Consider the following 16,604-nt stretch of genomic DNA (forward strand, 5'->3'; position numbering starts at 1 on the left):
TAGATTATATAAATATCCATTGGGTTGTTTATTAAATTTAACTGCTTTTATTTAATCTTAGTTAAATTTGCGTTATAGCAAGTATTTTGCGCAATTTCTTTGAATCAAAATTGATATTTTAATTATTTTTAAGTTATTAGGTATCAAACTTGATACTATTTAGTTTGTTGATTATATTTGATTTTTTGTTATTTATGTGATGTTGATCACTTTGTAAAAAATATTAAATTGATATCATATGCGCCGAATTTTAGATTAAGGAGTAGTAACAAAAATGAGTAAGCTAAGGACAAATGATAGCGTAACAAATGCCAATAATGAGTCAGCATTACCTAAATGGCGAAAAAGTGATTCATTATGGATGCTGAGTCTTTATGGTACCGCCATTGGCGCAGGTGTGCTTTTTTTGCCAATTAATGCTGGTGTGGGTGGTTTAATTCCGCTATTAGTGATGTTGGTTCTTGCATTTCCTATGACTTTTTTTGCGCATCAGGCTTTATGCCGATTTGTTTTATCGGGCAAAAGTCGTGAAGGTGATATTACCGTTGTGGTTGAAGAAGCTTTCGGGCGCACAGCAGGAAATTGGATCACTGTTCTTTACTTTTTTGCAATTTATCCAATACTATTGGTATATAGTGTTGGTATTACTAATACCGTTGATAGTTTTATGGTTAATCAACTGGGCATGTCATCGATCCCAAGGGCTTTACTTTCATTTGTTTTAGTCGCATTTTTAATGCTGATTGTTCAATTTGGTGAAGAGCTTATCGTTAAAGTTATGTCGATATTAGTTTTTCCATTTATTGCTGTTTTAATGATTTTAGCGCTATTTTTAATTCCTGAGTGGAATGGTGAACTTTTTGCTAATTGGTCATTTAGTAGTGCTAGCGATGGTGGACAAAGTATTTTAATGACGCTTTGGTTAGTTATTCCTGTTATGGTTTTTGCATTTAATCATTCACCAATTATTTCATCTTTAGCGGTCGCTAAACGTAAAGAATATGGTGAAGTTTATGCTGAACCTAAATGTACTAGAATTATTGCAGCAAGCAATATCATGATGGTTGTAACAGTGATGTTTTTTGTTTTTAGTTGTGCACTTTGCTTGTCGCCTGCTGAACTTTTAGATGCAAAAGCTCAAAATATTTCAACGTTATCATATTTGGCTAATCGATTTAATTCACCTGTTATTGAGTATATAGGCCCTCCAATTGCATTTATTGCCATGGCTAAATCGTTTTTAGGTCACTATCTAGGTGGTAAAGAAGGATTTAATGGTGTTGTTAATAAATTCTTGCGTAGCCGTAATAAAACAATTTCAGAAAAGAAACTTGATAAATTAGCTATTGCCTTTATGTTTGTAACAGCTTGGGGCGTTGCAACACTAAATCCAAGTATTTTAGGTTTGATTGAGTCACTTGGTGGTCCAATTTTAGCAATCTTATTATTTTTGATGCCAATGTATGCCATTCATAAATTACCCGTATTGGCAAAATATCGTGGCAAACTAAGTAATATTTTTATTGTTGTGATGGGCATTGTTGCGATTTCAGCAGCTATTTATAATTTGCTATAAAATTTGTTTAATTGACTATAGATAATCTATTGGTTTTTTATCGGCAAAATTCTTTCGTATATGTCGATGAGTGGTGTTTTATTAATAAAAAACTTATAAGTAAATTTACAAAGGTATAACTAGGCTAGTGCGATTAATTTGTGCTGCCTTAAAAAGGAAAAATATGAGTTCGGTATTTGAAATATTTAAAATTGGTATTGGGCCTTCAAGTTCACATACAGTAGGACCAATGAGAGCAGGCAAAGCGTTTATAGATCAGCTTATTAGTAATGAAATGATGCCATCAGTAACAAAAATTGTGGCGGATGTTTATGGTTCTTTGTCACTAACGGGTAAAGGGCATCAAACCGACATTGCTATCATTATGGGGTTAGCTGGTGAAATGCCTGACACGGTTAATATTGATAATATTCCTATTTTTATCGAAACATTAAGTCAAACTGATCGTTTACCTATCTATAATAATCGTTACGAAATCGATTTTCCTTTGGATAGTTGTATGGTGTTTCATTCTAAATTTTTACCGTTACACGAAAACGGTATGACGCTAAGTGCCTATAATGGCAATACGTTATTATTTCAAAAAACGTATTACTCTGTCGGAGGAGGAAAGATTGTTGAAGAGGAAAAATTTGGTCAACAAGAGCAAGATTCTGTAAAACTTCCTTATCCATTTGCTTCAGCAGAGCAATTATTAAAGCATTGTGAAGATAATTCATTATCAATTTCTAGTATTATGATGAAAAATGAGCTGCAATTGCACTCTTATGAAGAAATTGAGACGTACTTTTCTCGTGTTGGGCAGACTATTTTAGAGTGTATTAAGCGTGGAATGAATACCGAAGGGTTATTGCCAGGACCACTTAAAGTTCCTCGTCGTGCGTTTTCATTATATCGTCAATTGTCTACTACTAAAGATAAAATTATTAGTGATCCAATGGTTATTATTGATTGGGTAAATATGTTTGCACTTGCCGTAAGTGAAGAAAATGCCGCGGGTGGACGTGTGGTGACAGCACCAACAAATGGGGCATGTGGCATTATTCCTGCAGTACTTGCTTATTATGATAAATTTATCAACGAAGTAACACCTGATATTTACATTCGATTCTTTTTGACATGTGGTGCTATTGGGCAACTTTACCAAATTAATGCATCGATTTCTGGTGCAGAAGTTGGTTGTCAAGGCGAGGTTGGCGTTGCTTGTTCTATGGCTGCAGCTGGACTTGCTGAACTTTTAGGTGGGAACCCTGAACAAGTTTGTATGGCAGCAGAAATAGCAATGGAGCATAATTTAGGATTGACTTGTGATCCTGTTGCTGGTCAAGTGCAGGTACCTTGTATTGAGCGTAATGCGATTGCTGCAGTAAAATCAATCAATGCAACAAGAATGGCTTTAAGACGAATCACAGCCGCCAAAGTATCGTTAGACAAAGTAATTAAAACGATGTACGAAACAGGTAAAGATATGAATGCCAAATATCGAGAAACATCGCGTGGTGGGCTTGCAATTACTGTTCATTGTAATTAGCTTTCGTTATTTGTTGTATTGTCTTGGCCGATTTTGTAATCGGCCAAGACTTAAATAGTTTTAATCAGCGGTAGTTAATTATAAGTGTACTTGGTTACTTTGATTTAATGCTTCCAACGCATAGTATTGACATTAGAACGCAGAAAATCATTTTCTGTTAGCACATTTACTTTTTCTGTTTTTATTGTTTTTTGTCTTCTTTTTCGTTTTGGTTGCTCTATCGATGTGTTGTGAATAAGTTCGTTATAAGCAAGTAAATTATTAAGCTGATCAAGTTCATCTAATCCACGAAGAACAGAAATTAATGTTTGTAATGTAATTGATTCACCTTGCTCAATTCGTTTGATTGTTGCAATGCCAATATTAGATTTTTTAGCAAGTTCTTGTTGAGATAGGTTTTTATCAATTCTTGCCATTTTTATTCTGCGGCATAATGTAGCAATTATGTCGATATTTTCATTCATGAAACATCCTTAGCATGATATACCAAATAATATGGTATATCACATATTGCTAGAAATATTATATTGGATTAATTATGATTCTTCGTCATTTTTAATTTGTTTTTTTTCCAAACTTTCTAAAAGCTTTTTATGAATACCATAAAAACCACCATTACTCATAATTAAAATTGCATCTGTTGCTCGAGCTGATTTTGTGATCATTTCAACCAGTAAATCAATGTCACCTGTCCAATAAGCCGGTTGAATACAAGCATCAACGACATCGGCAACTAACCAAGGTAGTTGCTCTGGTTGAAAGATGAATATTTCATCTGCACGGCCAAGTGATGGTGCAAGCTCTTCTTTCGATACTCCTAATTTCATTGTATTTGAGCGCGGTTCAAGTACCGCTAAAATACGACGATTTGCCCCAATTTTGCTACGTAATGCTTCTAAAGTGGCTAAAATTGCCGTTGGGTGGTGAGCAAAATCGTCATAGATTTCGATATTATTAACTTCACCGTAGAGTTCTAAGCGTCTTTTGGCATTGACAAATGAGGCTAATGCTAAACAAGCATCCGCAGGCTTGATTCCAACGTTATGAGCAGCTGCGATTGCCATTAATGCATTGTGCATATTATGTTCGCCTACTAATGAATATTTTACCTCGCCTACTTTTTGATTTTTATAGTAAACAGCAAAATGACTTGCATCGTTATTGATACGTTGCGCTAACCAACCTGTTTCTGATTCAGTAAATACTTGTTCACTCCAGCAACCTTTTGCTAATACTTGTTTTAAATTTACATCTTCTTGCGGTGAAATGATAAGTCCTTTGCTTGGTACTAAACGAACTAAATGATGGAATTGTTTTTGGATTGAACTAAGATCATCAAAAATATCTGCATGATCAAACTCTAAATTATTCATGATAAGTGTTTTAGGGCAGTAGTGCATGAATTTTGAACGTTTATCAAAGAATGAGCAGTCATATTCGTCAGCTTCTATGACAAAAAAGTTGCCTTCGCCTAATCTTGCTGAAACTTCAAAATTACCCGGTACTCCACCAATCACAAAGCCTTGTTTATAGCCTTGTTTTTCTAAAATCCAATTGAGCATTCCTGCAGTTGTGGTTTTACCATGAGTACCAGCAACCGCAATAACCCAGCGGTTGCATAGCACATTATCATGTAGCCATTGGGGTGCTGAAATATAAGGAATATTATTATCTAAAATATATTCAACACAAGGATTTCCTCTTGATAGGGCATTGCCAATAATCACTAAATCAGGTGTCGATGTCAGTTGCGATGGATCATACCCTTCAATAATATCAATATGCTCTTTTTGTAAAAGTGTACTCATTGGAGGGTAAACATTTTTATCAGATCCAGTTACTTTATGACCTAAAGAACGGGCCATTAATGCAATCCCTGCCATAAATGTGCCACAAATTCCAAGAATATGAATATGCATTTTTAGTCCTTAATACGTAGTATAATTTTTATATTGGTAATGTTGGATAACTATTGTCAATTTAGCTAGTAATTAGGTGTAAATTTAACGTAATTATGTAATTATAATCCATTCCACTTGCTTATGCGATAGGCCATAGATGTTTAATCATTAATTGCGGAGCTTGATTACCACGAAATTCATCGACATCTAAGTGATAAACTACTTTTACATTTTTTATTGATTGATCAGGCCATTGCTCTCTATTTACATTAAACAACACTCCTTCAATGAGAGGCCCACCGTTTTGAGGTTCTAGCAGTAGTTTAAGATGCTTATCTGCAAATAACCGCTGTTGATGAATAATAAAATCACCATCAAAAATTGGTGTATAAAAACCTTCTCCCCATGGACCTGATTCTTTTAATAGTTTGGCAATTGCATAAGTAAAATCTTTAGTATCTATTTGACCATCAGTTTCAATGATAGGTTCTAATAATTCGGGGTGTAATCGTGTGTTTAAAAGTACCTCAAAGCTGTTTTTAAAACGCGCTAAATTTTCTTCTCGTATGGTTAATCCAACTGCCATTGAGTGACCACCAAAACTTACTATTAAATCAGGGTGTTGTTGATTTAATTCATCCATAAGATCACGTAAATGAATCCCTTTAATTGAACGCCCAGATCCTTTTAGAAAACCGTCTTGGGTGGAAGCAAAAGATATAACTGGTCGATGATATTTATCTTTTAAACGTGAAGATAAAATACCAATAATGCCTTGATGCCACTCAGGGTGATGAAAAACAAGTAAGTTAGGAATTGATATGTTTTGTTTTTCAATTTCATCAATAAATAATAATGCTTCTTTATGCATGGTTTGTTCAATCAATTTTCGATCGCTATTGAGGTTATCAAGATCGGTTGCCTTGCTGATTGCTAAATCATAATTATCACAAAGCAACAATTCGACACCTAATGTCATATTATCCATTCTGCCAGCAGCATTTAATCTAGGTGCAATATAAAAAGCTAAATCTGTTGAAGTAATAGATGTAGGCTCTTTTTTTGCTATATGTAATAGCGCCTTAATCCCTTCACTACAATAACCCGCTCTGATTCTGTTTACGCCTTGGTAAACTAAAATACGATTATTGTGATCTAGTTTAACTACGTCAGCAATCGTACCTAGTGCCACTAAATCAAGTAAATTTGTTACATTGTATTCGGTCAGATTATTATTCGTGAACCAATTTTCTTTGCGTAATTTTGCACGTAGGGCCAACATAAAATAAAAAGCTACGCCGACTCCGGCTAAATGCTTAGATGGAAAATTACAATTGGGTAAATTAGGATTAATTATCGCATCTGCATTGGGTAATTGTTCAGGACATAAATGGTGATCAGTAATAATAACTGATAAGTTTGATTGTTTAGCAAAATCAACAGCTTCAATGGCAGATATACCATTATCAACGGTAATAATAAGCCGTACATTTTGTAAAATAGCTTTTTTTACAATTGAAACACTTAACCCATAACCATCTTCAAAGCGATCAGGTATGATATAATCAACAGACTGGCACCCCATATTTTTAAGCGCTTTGATGATTAAAGCAGTACTTGTTGCTCCATCTGTATCAAAATCGCCAACAATTATGATTTTTTCATTATTCTTCATCGCTAAATAAAGAATTTCAACGGCTTTTTTTATACCATCCAGTTTATCGTAATTACATAAATTACGTGTAGCGTAGTCAAGTTCTTGCATACTAGTAACGCCACGTAAAGCATAAATTCGTTGTAATAATAATGGAATATCATCTGAAAATTTTGGATGCAATCCTGATAATTTACGATGTTTTAGTTTGTTTTTTTTCATATTTTATATGCTAGCGTATTGGCGCTAGCATGTGTTTTTCGTTATGTTCTAATTTTCAACAAGTAATAACTTACTAATTGTTATTTAGTCACTTTTTTATCTAAAATTTCAATTAATTTATCAGCAGGTACATAGCCAGCAACTAACTGCCCATTAGGTAAAACAATTGCTGGTGTACCATTAATGCCAAGTTTTTTACCAACATTAAATTGTTGTGTTACATAAGGAACCATGCTGCTAGCAGGAGAAATAGTGTTACCTTTATAAGCATTTTCAAATGCTGCCTTTCGGTTAGTCATGCTCCAAATAGATTGCATATTTTTACCAACATCACTATCAGCACCAGCCCTAGGGAATGCAAAATAGTGTACTGAAATACCTGCTTCTAAATATTTATCGATATTTTCGTGTAGTAGTTTACAGTAATGACAAGTGTAATCAGTAAAGACTGAAATGATATATTTTTCATTTTTAGCTTTGTAAACGATAGCATCGTTTTCAATTGATTTTATCATTTTTAGATTGTAGCTATTAGCGATATTTTCAGGTTCGCTATTTTGAATGTTATAAATAGGGCCTTGAGTTAAGTATTTACCATCATCTGTGACATAAAAAACGCCATCAGGTGTTTCGACACTTTTTAGACTTTTTATAGGGCTATTTGTAATTTTAACATCTTTATTACTGTAGCCTAATTTACCCATTGTTTTAATAATATCGGTATTATTTGCTAGTGCGGTAGTTGATATTAATGCTAAACCTAAAATTAATTTTTTCATTTAATTATCCTTATTTTTTCGAGCATTATGCTCGAGGATGATGTTTGCTATGTAACTGTTTTAATCTTTCTGTTGCTACATGTGTATAAATTTGTGTTGTTGATAGACTACTGTGTCCAAGCAGCATTTGCACAACACGCAAATCTGCCCCATGATTAAGTAAATGGGTTGCGAAAGCGTGCCGAAGAACATGCGGTGAAAGAGCTTCAACATTGATGCCTGTCAATATGGCATAGTATTTTATTCTATGCCAAAAGGTCTGTCGTGTCATTTTTTTGCCTAATCTACTCGGAAATAGTACATCAATAGCGTTATTTTTTAGAAGATCGTTTCGGGCGTATTTTAAATAATATTCAAGCCAATAAACAGCTTCTTCACCTAGTGGTACTAAACGTTCTTTATTTCCTTTTCCAATAACTCTTATAACTCCTTGTCGTAAGCTCATATCGCTCATTTGTAAATTTACTAATTCAGAGACGCGTAAACCGGTGGCATAAAGCACTTCTAACATGGCTTTATCCCTAAGTTCGATAGGATCTTCTATACTAGGCGATTCAAGTAGATCACTAACTTGTGATTCAGTTAAATCTTTAGGCAACTTTTTAGGTAGTTTTGGTGATGACAATATTGCTGATGGATCATCGGTTCGGTAATTTTCTTGATATAGATACTGAAAAAATTGTTTGGTTGCACTAAGTAAGCGTGCTGAACTACTTGCTTTATATCCATCTTCTACTCGTTGCATTAAAAATTTTTGTAAATCAATCGTTTGAGCTGTTAAAAATGTAGTATTTTGTTGTTGTAAGGATTGGTTTAATGCTAACAAATCAAGTTTATAAGATTCAATAGTATTTTCTGCAAGATTTCTTTCTAACCATAATGAATCTAAAAACTGTTCTATTAGCATTTTGCTTTGGGCGGTTGTGTTTTGGCTAACCATCAAAATTATCTCTACATTACTGTTATTTTTTACATTATATACTAGTTGTCAATAAATATGCTGATTATCACGTAGTTTATCTAAGCAGATATTTTATTTAAATAAATAAAAACAACGCCATTTTGTTAAAAAGTTTCAGGAGTGTACTACGTTTATGTATAAAAACCTTAAAAATCAAATTGATATTATCGGGTAAATATTCTCTAGTTTGCTGCTTTGTTTGATTTTTAAGTAAAGACAAACCTTTGTTATCACCTTTAGCTTGCCGTCTTAATTTATTTTTATGTATTTTTCGATTTTAATTATATATTTAAATCCATGGTTATGGTTTTGTAACATTCATTTTTACTACTTAAAGGGGGAAAAACTCTAATTGGGCTTTATTTAGCCTGTTATCAGAGACCTAGCGACTTATCATAAGCGTTTAGCCCAATTAGTGACGGTTATTTTTCTTTATGATATGCGCGCTATCGCTTGTTTGCGATAGCGCGTTGATTTTGTTTTTTTATGAGTCTTTATGACAGTAATTTTTCAAATTACTGTAAATAACGTGAACAATTTCTACAAATTACGTTTATTCCATATCTTTGGCAAGATATTTCTGGCCGTTATTATTGATTAATAAAAATAATCCAATTAATGCGCCTAAACAAAATAATCCAACCACATAAATAGCAGGTGCCATTTTACTGACAAAATCACTAAAAAATGAAATCAGTAAAGGTGTTATACCTCCTGCAATAGCATAGGCCATATTGAATGAAAACGAGACTCCACTATAACGAATTTGTGCAGGAAACACTTTAACCATAAAATAAGAAAAAGAACCAACTATACCTATACTAAATCCTGTCAGCGAGTAAGTAATAAATAAAATATGAGGATTGTCTAAAGAAAAATAAAAGATAATGATCATAATCGCAGCAATAAAACATCCAATAAACAAAACATTGCCTATAGAAAATTTATCCATCATCATGCCATAGAAAGTACAGCTTATAATTAAGCCAATAATTGCTAATATATTACTCTGCAACGCATCAATCGGTGAATAACCAAACTGTTTTTGTAACAAAATTGGCGTCATGAGCATGATCACCATGATACCCGCAGAAAGTACCCACGTGAGTAGCATTGATAAAATAGTTTGAGGTAAGTATTGAGTTAATACCGTGATAACAGGTATTTTTTTAGATAATTCTTGTTGTTTACGTTTTTGAATTTCAAGAAAAATTGGTGTTTCTTTTAACCAACGACGTAAATACATAGCAATCAATCCAAAGATACCACCAATAATAAATGGAATACGCCAGCCCCAATCAATGATCTGTTCAGAAGATAAAAATTTATTCATAGCTGTTGAGACTAATGAACCAAGTAAAATGCCTAGACTTAAACCACTTGTTAAAATGCCACAAGCTAAGCCAATTTTATTTTTTGGTACATGTTCAGCAACAAAAGTCCAAGCTCCAGGCACTTCACCGCCTACAGCTAGACCTTGACACAAGCGCATAAGCAAAAGTAATACAGGAGCCAAAATACCAATATTTATGTAAGTGGGTAAACAACCTATAAATAGTGTGGGTAATGCCATGAGCAATATGCTTAGTGTAAACATTTTTTTGCGGCCTAAACGATCACCAAAGTGTGCCATAACAATTCCACCCAATGGACGTATTAAATACCCTGCTGCAAAAATACCAAATGTTTGAACTTGGCTTAACCAAGCAGGCATATCATTTGGGAAAAAAAGATGGCTAATAGTCATTGAAAAAAAGACAAAAATAATAAAGTCATAAAATTCTAATGCTCCTCCTAATGCGGAAAGCGCTAATGTTTTATAGTCTTGAGAATTTAAGGTTCTTGTCGGTATGTGAGTTAATGCATTTGACATGGTCATCCCTGTAAATTTTTGTTTACAAACAGTTTAATATTCTTAACTACTATACCTTAACTCATAAATTTTTAAAGAATATATTTACTTAAGCTATCAATTCAATTTAATCAGGATGCCATTGTACAATGATTAATTTCTATCAAATGTATGGTTAAAACTAGCACAAATGATTAATAATTAGCCGAATAAAAAAACTACAATAAAAACTCTTATTAAATGGGGAGCGTAAAATGGCTAAAAAATGTATTTCTCGTGGTAAATTTACACGTATGCAACAATTATCAAACCAAGATGGCGTTATTGCTGCATTAGCGATAGATCAACGTGGCTCAATGGTTAAAATGATGGAGTCAGCTATTGGTAAAGAGCGTTATCATATTGATATGGTTTATGAGTTTAAAGAACTTGTCTCTCAAGAATTAACTAAATATGTCAGTGCAATTTTGTTAGATGAAGAATATGGCTTTAAAGGCATGACGGCCAAAAATAGTAATGCTGGATTAATCATGTCATATGAAAAAACAGGATATGATGCCAACACCCCAGGGCGATTACCCGATATTTTACCCGAAGATTCATTACAGCGCCTAATAAAAAAAGGCGCTGATGCTGCAAAAGTCTTGGTTTATTATAATCCCGATGATCCTCAAGATATTTTAGACAAAAAACATGCATTTTTAGAACGTTTAGGTAATGAAGCAAGAGCCGCTGATATTCCTGTTTTTGTTGAACCCATTGTATATGATAACGTGATAACCGACGATAAAAGCCCTGAATTTGCCAAAATCAAACCACAAAAAGTTATTAATACCATTAAAGAATTTACAAAAGAACAATATTATATTGATATTTTAAAAGTTGAAGTTCCTGTTTTGTTTAAAAATGTAGAAGGATTTAATGACAACAATATTGTTGTTTATACTCAAAAACAAGCTGCTGATTATTTTAAACAAGCAAGTGATGCCGCAACTCGTCCGTTCATTTATTTAAGTGCTGGCGTACCGACAAAAACTTTCCACGAAGAGCTTATTTTTGCTGGTGAAAATGGCGCTAAGTACAGTGGTATTTTAGGTGGTCGTGCAACATGGTTTGAAGGTGTTGCCGCTTATGCAAATGGTGGCAAAGAAGGTTTGAAACGTTGGTTAGATCAAACGGGACGAGAAAATGTCGAGCACCTCAACAAAATATTAAAGCAATATGCAACACCTTGGTATGATATTTACGGCGGTAAAGAAAATATTGAAGTTATTGATGTTAAATTAAGTAATTAGCTAATTATTTTAAATAATCATTAGTAACATGTTATTGGTAAGTAAAAAGAACAGGATTTATTTTTTCCTGTTCTTTTTAACAAAACTAAGTTTTACTGTTCAGGTTTAATACCAAATAACAATGTTATATTTCTGCCCAACTCATTAAATTGCTTTATCAAAAAACAGATCAACTTTACTAAGGCTTGCCATAGATTGAATGTAAGCTTTAATTTTAGGCGGAAATGTTAAGCTTTTGACACATGTCAAATTTCGTAAAATTGGAAATAAACAAATATCATCTAAAGATAACTCGCCATTACATGCATCAGACGAAACAATTAACAACTCAAGTTTGTTTAATACAGTTGAAACTTTAGAAATTAATGAATCAGTTTGCATTAAGCACTCATCAAAAGCCCCCATTTTTTTTGCTTTACTCGTAACAAAATAATCGATAGCACTTTGTGTTGCAAATTCCGCTAAACCAAGTTTTATATAACGTGGGCACACTAATTTATAGTCATATTGTTGTAACTGTTTTATTAAATCTGTGATATCTGACGATCTAGGGCCTGTTAAAATAGGTTTATTGCCATAATTGTTATCGACATAATCAACAATGTCTAAACTTTCAGGCATATAGCTACCATCGTTTTTTTGTAAAATAGGTGCCATTTTTTCACCAATCATACGCTCAGGTGTAGCAAAATCATCACTAAGTAATACCTGCTGTTCAACGGGTATGTTTTTTAGTCCAAAAATCATTCTTGCCCGAACACAAAAAGGACAATGTTCATAAATATACAGTTTCATTTTCGACTCCTTAAATAGTCAATTGCCCAACATAAAAAAGCTACCCCTAAAAATAGTAAAAATACATTATTCGTAGCCAACAATGCTTTAACATAGCCAATTTTTACAACATTAATAAAAGGATACGGGTATAGGTTTGTATAATAGCCTCGCACAAAAATATAAATGCCATATCCCATTAATGACAATAACGATCCGGTGATGACTTTAATATTGATTTGCCGAAATGGCCCCCAAATAAACCAAGTCAATATTCCCAAAGTAGGAATAACAACATGCAAACTTTCATTAGCAATTTTTAGTAATATATTAGGAGGCGTATGAATTCCTCTTAATATTATGTTATACACAATTGCAGTTATAACCACACCAACTAGTCCATTTAATCGAATAACTTTAAAGCTATACCGAGAACAATTGGGATTAATAGCTAGCCAAAAACAGCTCAATGCTAACATTAAATTTGATAATACCGTAAAAAAACTATAATAATAAACTAACCTTTGTATTGAAGAGCTAGGCTGCCAAGGGCGTAACTGAGTATGCCAATAGATATAGGTTTCAAAAGCAATGATATAAATAGCAAATAAAGCAATAAAAAGGTTAACACTTCGTTTTAACATAAATAGTACAAAAAATAGCTAAAGCTGTAGTATATAGTAATTAATAAGAAAATAAAAAATCCAACTTTTGCTATCTCTATTTTTCATGACTAAATATTGACTGATTATGCTAACAATTAAAAGCATCTATCGTTATTTTCGGTTTTTTGATAATGAAACGGTATAGACTCCTGAATATTTTTTACAAAAAACATAACCTGAAAAGTGAATATTTGTGCAAATATCACGTAGTAAGTACACAATTATAGAAATAATTATTTTTTTATAAAATTGTGAAATAACTCAAATTTTTTAAGTGGGATTAGGTTAAAATAAAACCAATGATATTTTAATTTTAAAATTTCCTAGGAGAAAAAATGAAAGCAGCAGTTATTAAGCAAGAGTGCGATGGTCAAGTCGAAATCAAAGATATTCCTATTCGCCCTTTAGAAGCAGGGGAGGCCTTAGTTGATGTTGAATATTGTGGTCTTTGTCATACTGATCTTCATGTTGCAGCAGGAGATTTTGGTAAAAAACCGGGGCGAGTTATTGGCCATGAAGGTGTAGGAATTGTGACTAAAGTTGCCCCAGATGTAAAAAGTTTAAAAGTTGGTGATCGGGTTAGTATTGCTTGGTTCCATGCTGGGTGTGGTACTTGTGAGTATTGTATTGCAGGCAATGAAACATTTTGTCGAAGCGCTTTAAACTCTGGTTATACTGTTGATGGAGGCATGGCAGAGCAGTGCATTGTTAAAGCTGATTATGCGGTTAAAGTACCAGAAGGGCTCGATCCTGCACAAGCAACAAGTGTAACTTGTGCTGGTGTGACTACCTATAAAGGTATTAAAGTGGCTGCTACTAAACCAGGACAATGGCTTGCAGTTTTTGGTATTGGTGGACTAGGAACATTAGCAATTGAATATGGTAAAAAAGTCTTTAACAATAAAGTAGTTGCAATCAGTAATAGTGATAGCCAATTAGAATTATGTAAAACACTAGGTGCTGATTTGGTCGTTAATCCTAAAAAAGTTGAGGATGTGGGAGCTTATATTAAAGAACACACAGGGGGGGGAGTACACGGTGCTGTTGTAACTTCTGTGACTAAAACAGCATTCAATCAAGCCATCAATTCAGTGCGACCTTTAGGCCGTGTAGTAGCCTTAGGTTTGCCTTCAGAAAATATGGATTTAAGTATTCCTAAAACCGTGTTAGATGGTATTCAAGTTTTAGGTTCATTGGTTGGAACTCGTGAAGATTTAGCAGAAGCATTTCAGTTTAGTGCAGAAGGTAAGGTCGTGCCGATAGTAGAAAAAAGACCGTTGGAAGATATCAATGATATGATCGAAGAAATGAAAGCAGGTAAAATTCGAGGTCGTATGGTTGTAGATATGAAAATGAAGAAGACTAAATAAGTTAACCTTACTTGTAATTCAAAAAGCTGGCTATATGCTAGCTTTTTTTATAAATCAAAATGTTATTCATTTGATTTTTATATCTTTAATATAAAAAACTTAATCTTTCTTGTGTTTTACTAATAAATGCCTATTATAAATCAGTTTCGCTTATTGATTTTATATGTTTTAAGAGGGCTTTTATGGCAGATCATAATTTAGAAAATAGCCTAAGGAAAGATCTTGGTCTAATTTCAGCATTATCATTGGTTGTTGGAATGGTTTTGGGGGCAGGAGCATTTATGAAACCACCATCAGTATTAGAAGTTACTGGTGATTATAATTATGCATTATTAGCATGGATAATAGGTGGTGCTATATCGATTTGTGGTGGCTTGACACTGTGTGAACTTGGTGTCATGTTTCCAAAAACAGGAGGGATGCTGGTTTATTTAGAAAAAATCTATGGTGCTAAAGTAGCTCATCTTTATGGATGGATGATTACAGTTATTTTTGCTCCGTCTTTAGTTGGTGCATTAGTAGGTTATTTTAGTTCAGTATTTTGTTTATTGTTTAATATTAATGATGTTTATCGAATGGCAGTAAGTGCTGGAGTTTTAGGTTTTATCGCCTCTATTAATGCTATTGGTATAAGAGAGGCTGGTTATTTACAGACGATTGCTACAGTTTGTAAACTTATTCCTATATTGTTGTTAGCGATATTTGGATTATGTGAAGGTAATGGTCAAGTCGCATTATTCACTGCTAGTGGGCAAGGTATTGAAACGTATGCGCCTTTTGCTGTGGCTATTTTGGCAACTCTCTTTGCTTATGATGGTTGGGCACAAGTTGCGTCAGTAGCTGGTGAGATTAATAATCCATCAAAAGTATTACCTAAAGCAATTATTTTTGGCATTATTTTTCTTGTAGTTGTTTACGCTTGTATTAATATCGCGTTATTTAAAATTTTTCCTGTGCAAGAGATGGTTTCTCTTGGTCATGACGCATCATCCGTTGCTTCACAACGTATGTTTGGCCATTTTGGAGGGAATTTAGTTGCTGTTGGTATTATGATTTCAATTCTGGGCGGTATTAATGGCTATATTATGACGCTATCTCGTACTATATTTGGTATGGCTGAGCGGGGGACTATTATTGGAGCGCGTTATTTAAGTACTATTGATGATGATAGCCGTTCACCAGTTAATGCGATTATTGTTTTAGTTATTTTTTCTTTTTTATATTCAACGCTTCTTGATGCAGATCGCTTATCAGAAATCTCAATGTTTTCTATCTGGGTATTTTATTTATTAACATTTATCGGGGTGATGATCGCTCGCAAAAAATATCCAGATGTACCAAGGCCTTATAAGGTTATTGGTTATCCAATAATTCCTATTATTGCAATGTTGGGTTCCATTTACGTTATTTATGGTATGTTAGTTTACCAAACTATAAATGGCGTTGCTTCTATCGTACTGACTTTAATTGGTTTACCTTTGTATTATTATTACTATCATAAAAATAGTGAGCTTTCTTTGGGCGAAATGAAAAGCTATAAAGTAAAAAAAATGAAGATTATTGCTGTTTCAAGCATTATCATTGTAAGTCTTCTTATTGCTTATGGCGTTTTTATTAGCAGCTAAGATAAGCATAAAAATTAAAGAAGCTTTATGAAAAAATGCCAGACAAATTGTCTGGCATCAGATTGATGACAAAGAGCTCGCTTTTTGGCGAGTTCTTTGATCTAATAGTGAAGAGTCCATTATAAGAGGAATTCTTCTATGCTAAAAAAACCAACGCCAGCGACACCCGAAAAAATAGAGCAAATTTCGTTAGATGCGCTTGTCCCTCAAAATCACCTTGTTCGTAAAATAGCTAAAGTCATTGATTTTGAATTTATTCGAGAAGCGGTAGCACCACTTTATTGCCCTAATAACGGTCGTCCGGCAGAAGATCCGGTCAGACTGTTTAAAATTATGCTATTGGGGTATCTTTTTGGTATCCCCAGTGAGCGTCGTCTGGTTCAGGAAATTCAGGTCAAT

Annotated in this window: 14 protein-coding genes; 6 read left to right on the forward strand and 8 right to left on the reverse strand. The window is 33.5% G+C overall.

Annotated elements, in window-relative coordinates; all coding sequences use genetic code 11:
- Positions 1-274: 274 nt before the first annotated feature.
- Complete coding sequence (locus tag A9G35_RS00960) at positions 275-1,576, forward strand: serine/threonine transporter (protein WP_065635317.1); 1,302 nt, start codon at positions 275-277, stop codon at positions 1,574-1,576.
- A gap of 163 nt (positions 1,577-1,739) precedes the next feature.
- Positions 1,740-3,107: an L-serine ammonia-lyase gene (locus A9G35_RS00965; RefSeq protein ID WP_065635318.1), complete on the forward strand. Its 1,368-nt coding sequence runs from the start codon at positions 1,740-1,742 to the stop codon at positions 3,105-3,107.
- A gap of 104 nt (positions 3,108-3,211) precedes the next feature.
- On the opposite strand, the gene A9G35_RS00970 is transcribed toward A9G35_RS00965, so the two are convergent.
- The 6 genes from A9G35_RS00970 to A9G35_RS00995 form a co-directional block, all read right to left on the reverse strand.
- Positions 3,212-3,571 (reverse strand): helix-turn-helix domain-containing protein, encoded by a 360-nt coding sequence (locus tag A9G35_RS00970; RefSeq protein WP_065635319.1) that lies wholly within the window; start codon positions 3,569-3,571, stop codon positions 3,212-3,214.
- A gap of 72 nt (positions 3,572-3,643) precedes the next feature.
- A complete protein-coding gene (gene mpl / locus A9G35_RS00975) occupies positions 3,644-5,026 on the reverse strand; it encodes a UDP-N-acetylmuramate:L-alanyl-gamma-D-glutamyl-meso-diaminopimelate ligase (protein ID WP_065635320.1) in 1,383 nt (460 codons plus the stop codon).
- Between the two features lie 121 nt (positions 5,027-5,147).
- Positions 5,148-6,884, reverse strand: coding sequence for a single-stranded-DNA-specific exonuclease RecJ (gene recJ / locus A9G35_RS00980; RefSeq protein ID WP_065635321.1), 1,737 nt, complete (start codon positions 6,882-6,884; stop codon positions 5,148-5,150).
- An 80-nt stretch (positions 6,885-6,964) separates the two neighbouring features.
- Positions 6,965-7,663, reverse strand: a complete 699-nt coding sequence (gene dsbC / locus A9G35_RS00985) for a bifunctional protein-disulfide isomerase/oxidoreductase DsbC (protein ID WP_065635322.1) — start codon at positions 7,661-7,663, stop codon at positions 6,965-6,967.
- 25 nt (positions 7,664-7,688) lie between these two features.
- Entirely contained in the window at positions 7,689-8,603 is a 915-nt protein-coding gene (gene xerD, locus A9G35_RS00990) for a site-specific tyrosine recombinase XerD (protein ID WP_065635323.1), read from the reverse strand.
- 574 nt (positions 8,604-9,177) lie between these two features.
- Entirely contained in the window at positions 9,178-10,497 is a 1,320-nt protein-coding gene (locus A9G35_RS00995) for an MFS transporter (protein WP_065635324.1), read from the reverse strand.
- Between the two features lie 233 nt (positions 10,498-10,730).
- Here A9G35_RS00995 and A9G35_RS01000 point away from each other — a divergent pair, with 233 nt between their 5' ends.
- Complete coding sequence (locus A9G35_RS01000; RefSeq protein WP_065635325.1) at positions 10,731-11,771, forward strand: tagatose 1,6-diphosphate aldolase; 1,041 nt, start codon at positions 10,731-10,733, stop codon at positions 11,769-11,771.
- 144 nt (positions 11,772-11,915) lie between these two features.
- On the opposite strand, the gene grxB is transcribed toward A9G35_RS01000, so the two are convergent.
- Entirely contained in the window at positions 11,916-12,566 is a 651-nt protein-coding gene (grxB, locus tag A9G35_RS01005; protein WP_065635326.1) for a glutaredoxin 2, read from the reverse strand.
- On the reverse strand, positions 12,563-13,189 hold the full coding sequence (locus A9G35_RS01010) for a Pr6Pr family membrane protein (RefSeq protein WP_065635327.1): 627 nt from the start codon (positions 13,187-13,189) through the stop codon (positions 12,563-12,565). The genes grxB and A9G35_RS01010 overlap by 4 nt, the downstream gene beginning before the upstream one ends.
- 356 nt (positions 13,190-13,545) lie before the next feature.
- Here A9G35_RS01010 and adhP point away from each other — a divergent pair, with 356 nt between their 5' ends.
- The 3 genes from adhP to A9G35_RS01025 form a co-directional block, all read left to right on the forward strand.
- The gene (gene adhP / locus A9G35_RS01015) at positions 13,546-14,580 is read left to right on the forward strand and encodes an alcohol dehydrogenase AdhP (RefSeq protein ID WP_065635328.1); all 1,035 of its coding nucleotides are present in this window, start codon (positions 13,546-13,548) and stop codon (positions 14,578-14,580) included.
- 182 nt (positions 14,581-14,762) lie between these two features.
- Positions 14,763-16,205, forward strand: a complete 1,443-nt coding sequence (locus tag A9G35_RS01020) for an APC family permease (protein ID WP_065635329.1) — start codon at positions 14,763-14,765, stop codon at positions 16,203-16,205.
- 138 nt (positions 16,206-16,343) lie between these two features.
- A partial coding sequence (locus tag A9G35_RS01025; RefSeq protein ID WP_141673722.1) for a transposase occupies positions 16,344-16,604 on the forward strand: 261 nt, incomplete at its 3' end.

This window comes from Gilliamella sp. Choc5-1, assembly GCF_001690595.1.
Classification (GTDB): Bacteria; Pseudomonadota; Gammaproteobacteria; order Enterobacterales; family Orbaceae; genus Gilliamella; species Gilliamella apicola_M.

Excerpts from the sequence above, each read along its gene's own strand:
- A9G35_RS00960 (WP_065635317.1), top strand. The coding sequence starts at position 275 with ATGAGTAAGCTAAGGACAAATGATAGCGTAACAAATGCCAATAATGAG.
- A9G35_RS00965 (WP_065635318.1), top strand. The coding sequence starts at position 1,740 with ATGAGTTCGGTATTTGAAATATTTAAAATTGGTATTGGGCCTTCAAGT.
- A9G35_RS00970 (WP_065635319.1), bottom strand. The coding sequence starts at position 3,571 with ATGAATGAAAATATCGACATAATTGCTACATTATGCCGCAGAATAAAA.
- mpl (WP_065635320.1), bottom strand. The coding sequence starts at position 5,026 with ATGCATATTCATATTCTTGGAATTTGTGGCACATTTATGGCAGGGATT.
- recJ (WP_065635321.1), bottom strand. The coding sequence starts at position 6,884 with ATGAAAAAAAACAAACTAAAACATCGTAAATTATCAGGATTGCATCCA.
- dsbC (WP_065635322.1), bottom strand. The coding sequence starts at position 7,663 with ATGAAAAAATTAATTTTAGGTTTAGCATTAATATCAACTACCGCACTA.
- xerD (WP_065635323.1), bottom strand. The coding sequence starts at position 8,603 with ATGGTTAGCCAAAACACAACCGCCCAAAGCAAAATGCTAATAGAACAG.
- A9G35_RS00995 (WP_065635324.1), bottom strand. The coding sequence starts at position 10,497 with ATGTCAAATGCATTAACTCACATACCGACAAGAACCTTAAATTCTCAA.
- A9G35_RS01000 (WP_065635325.1), top strand. The coding sequence starts at position 10,731 with ATGGCTAAAAAATGTATTTCTCGTGGTAAATTTACACGTATGCAACAA.
- grxB (WP_065635326.1), bottom strand. The coding sequence starts at position 12,566 with ATGAAACTGTATATTTATGAACATTGTCCTTTTTGTGTTCGGGCAAGA.
- A9G35_RS01010 (WP_065635327.1), bottom strand. The coding sequence starts at position 13,189 with ATGTTAAAACGAAGTGTTAACCTTTTTATTGCTTTATTTGCTATTTAT.
- adhP (WP_065635328.1), top strand. The coding sequence starts at position 13,546 with ATGAAAGCAGCAGTTATTAAGCAAGAGTGCGATGGTCAAGTCGAAATC.
- A9G35_RS01020 (WP_065635329.1), top strand. The coding sequence starts at position 14,763 with ATGGCAGATCATAATTTAGAAAATAGCCTAAGGAAAGATCTTGGTCTA.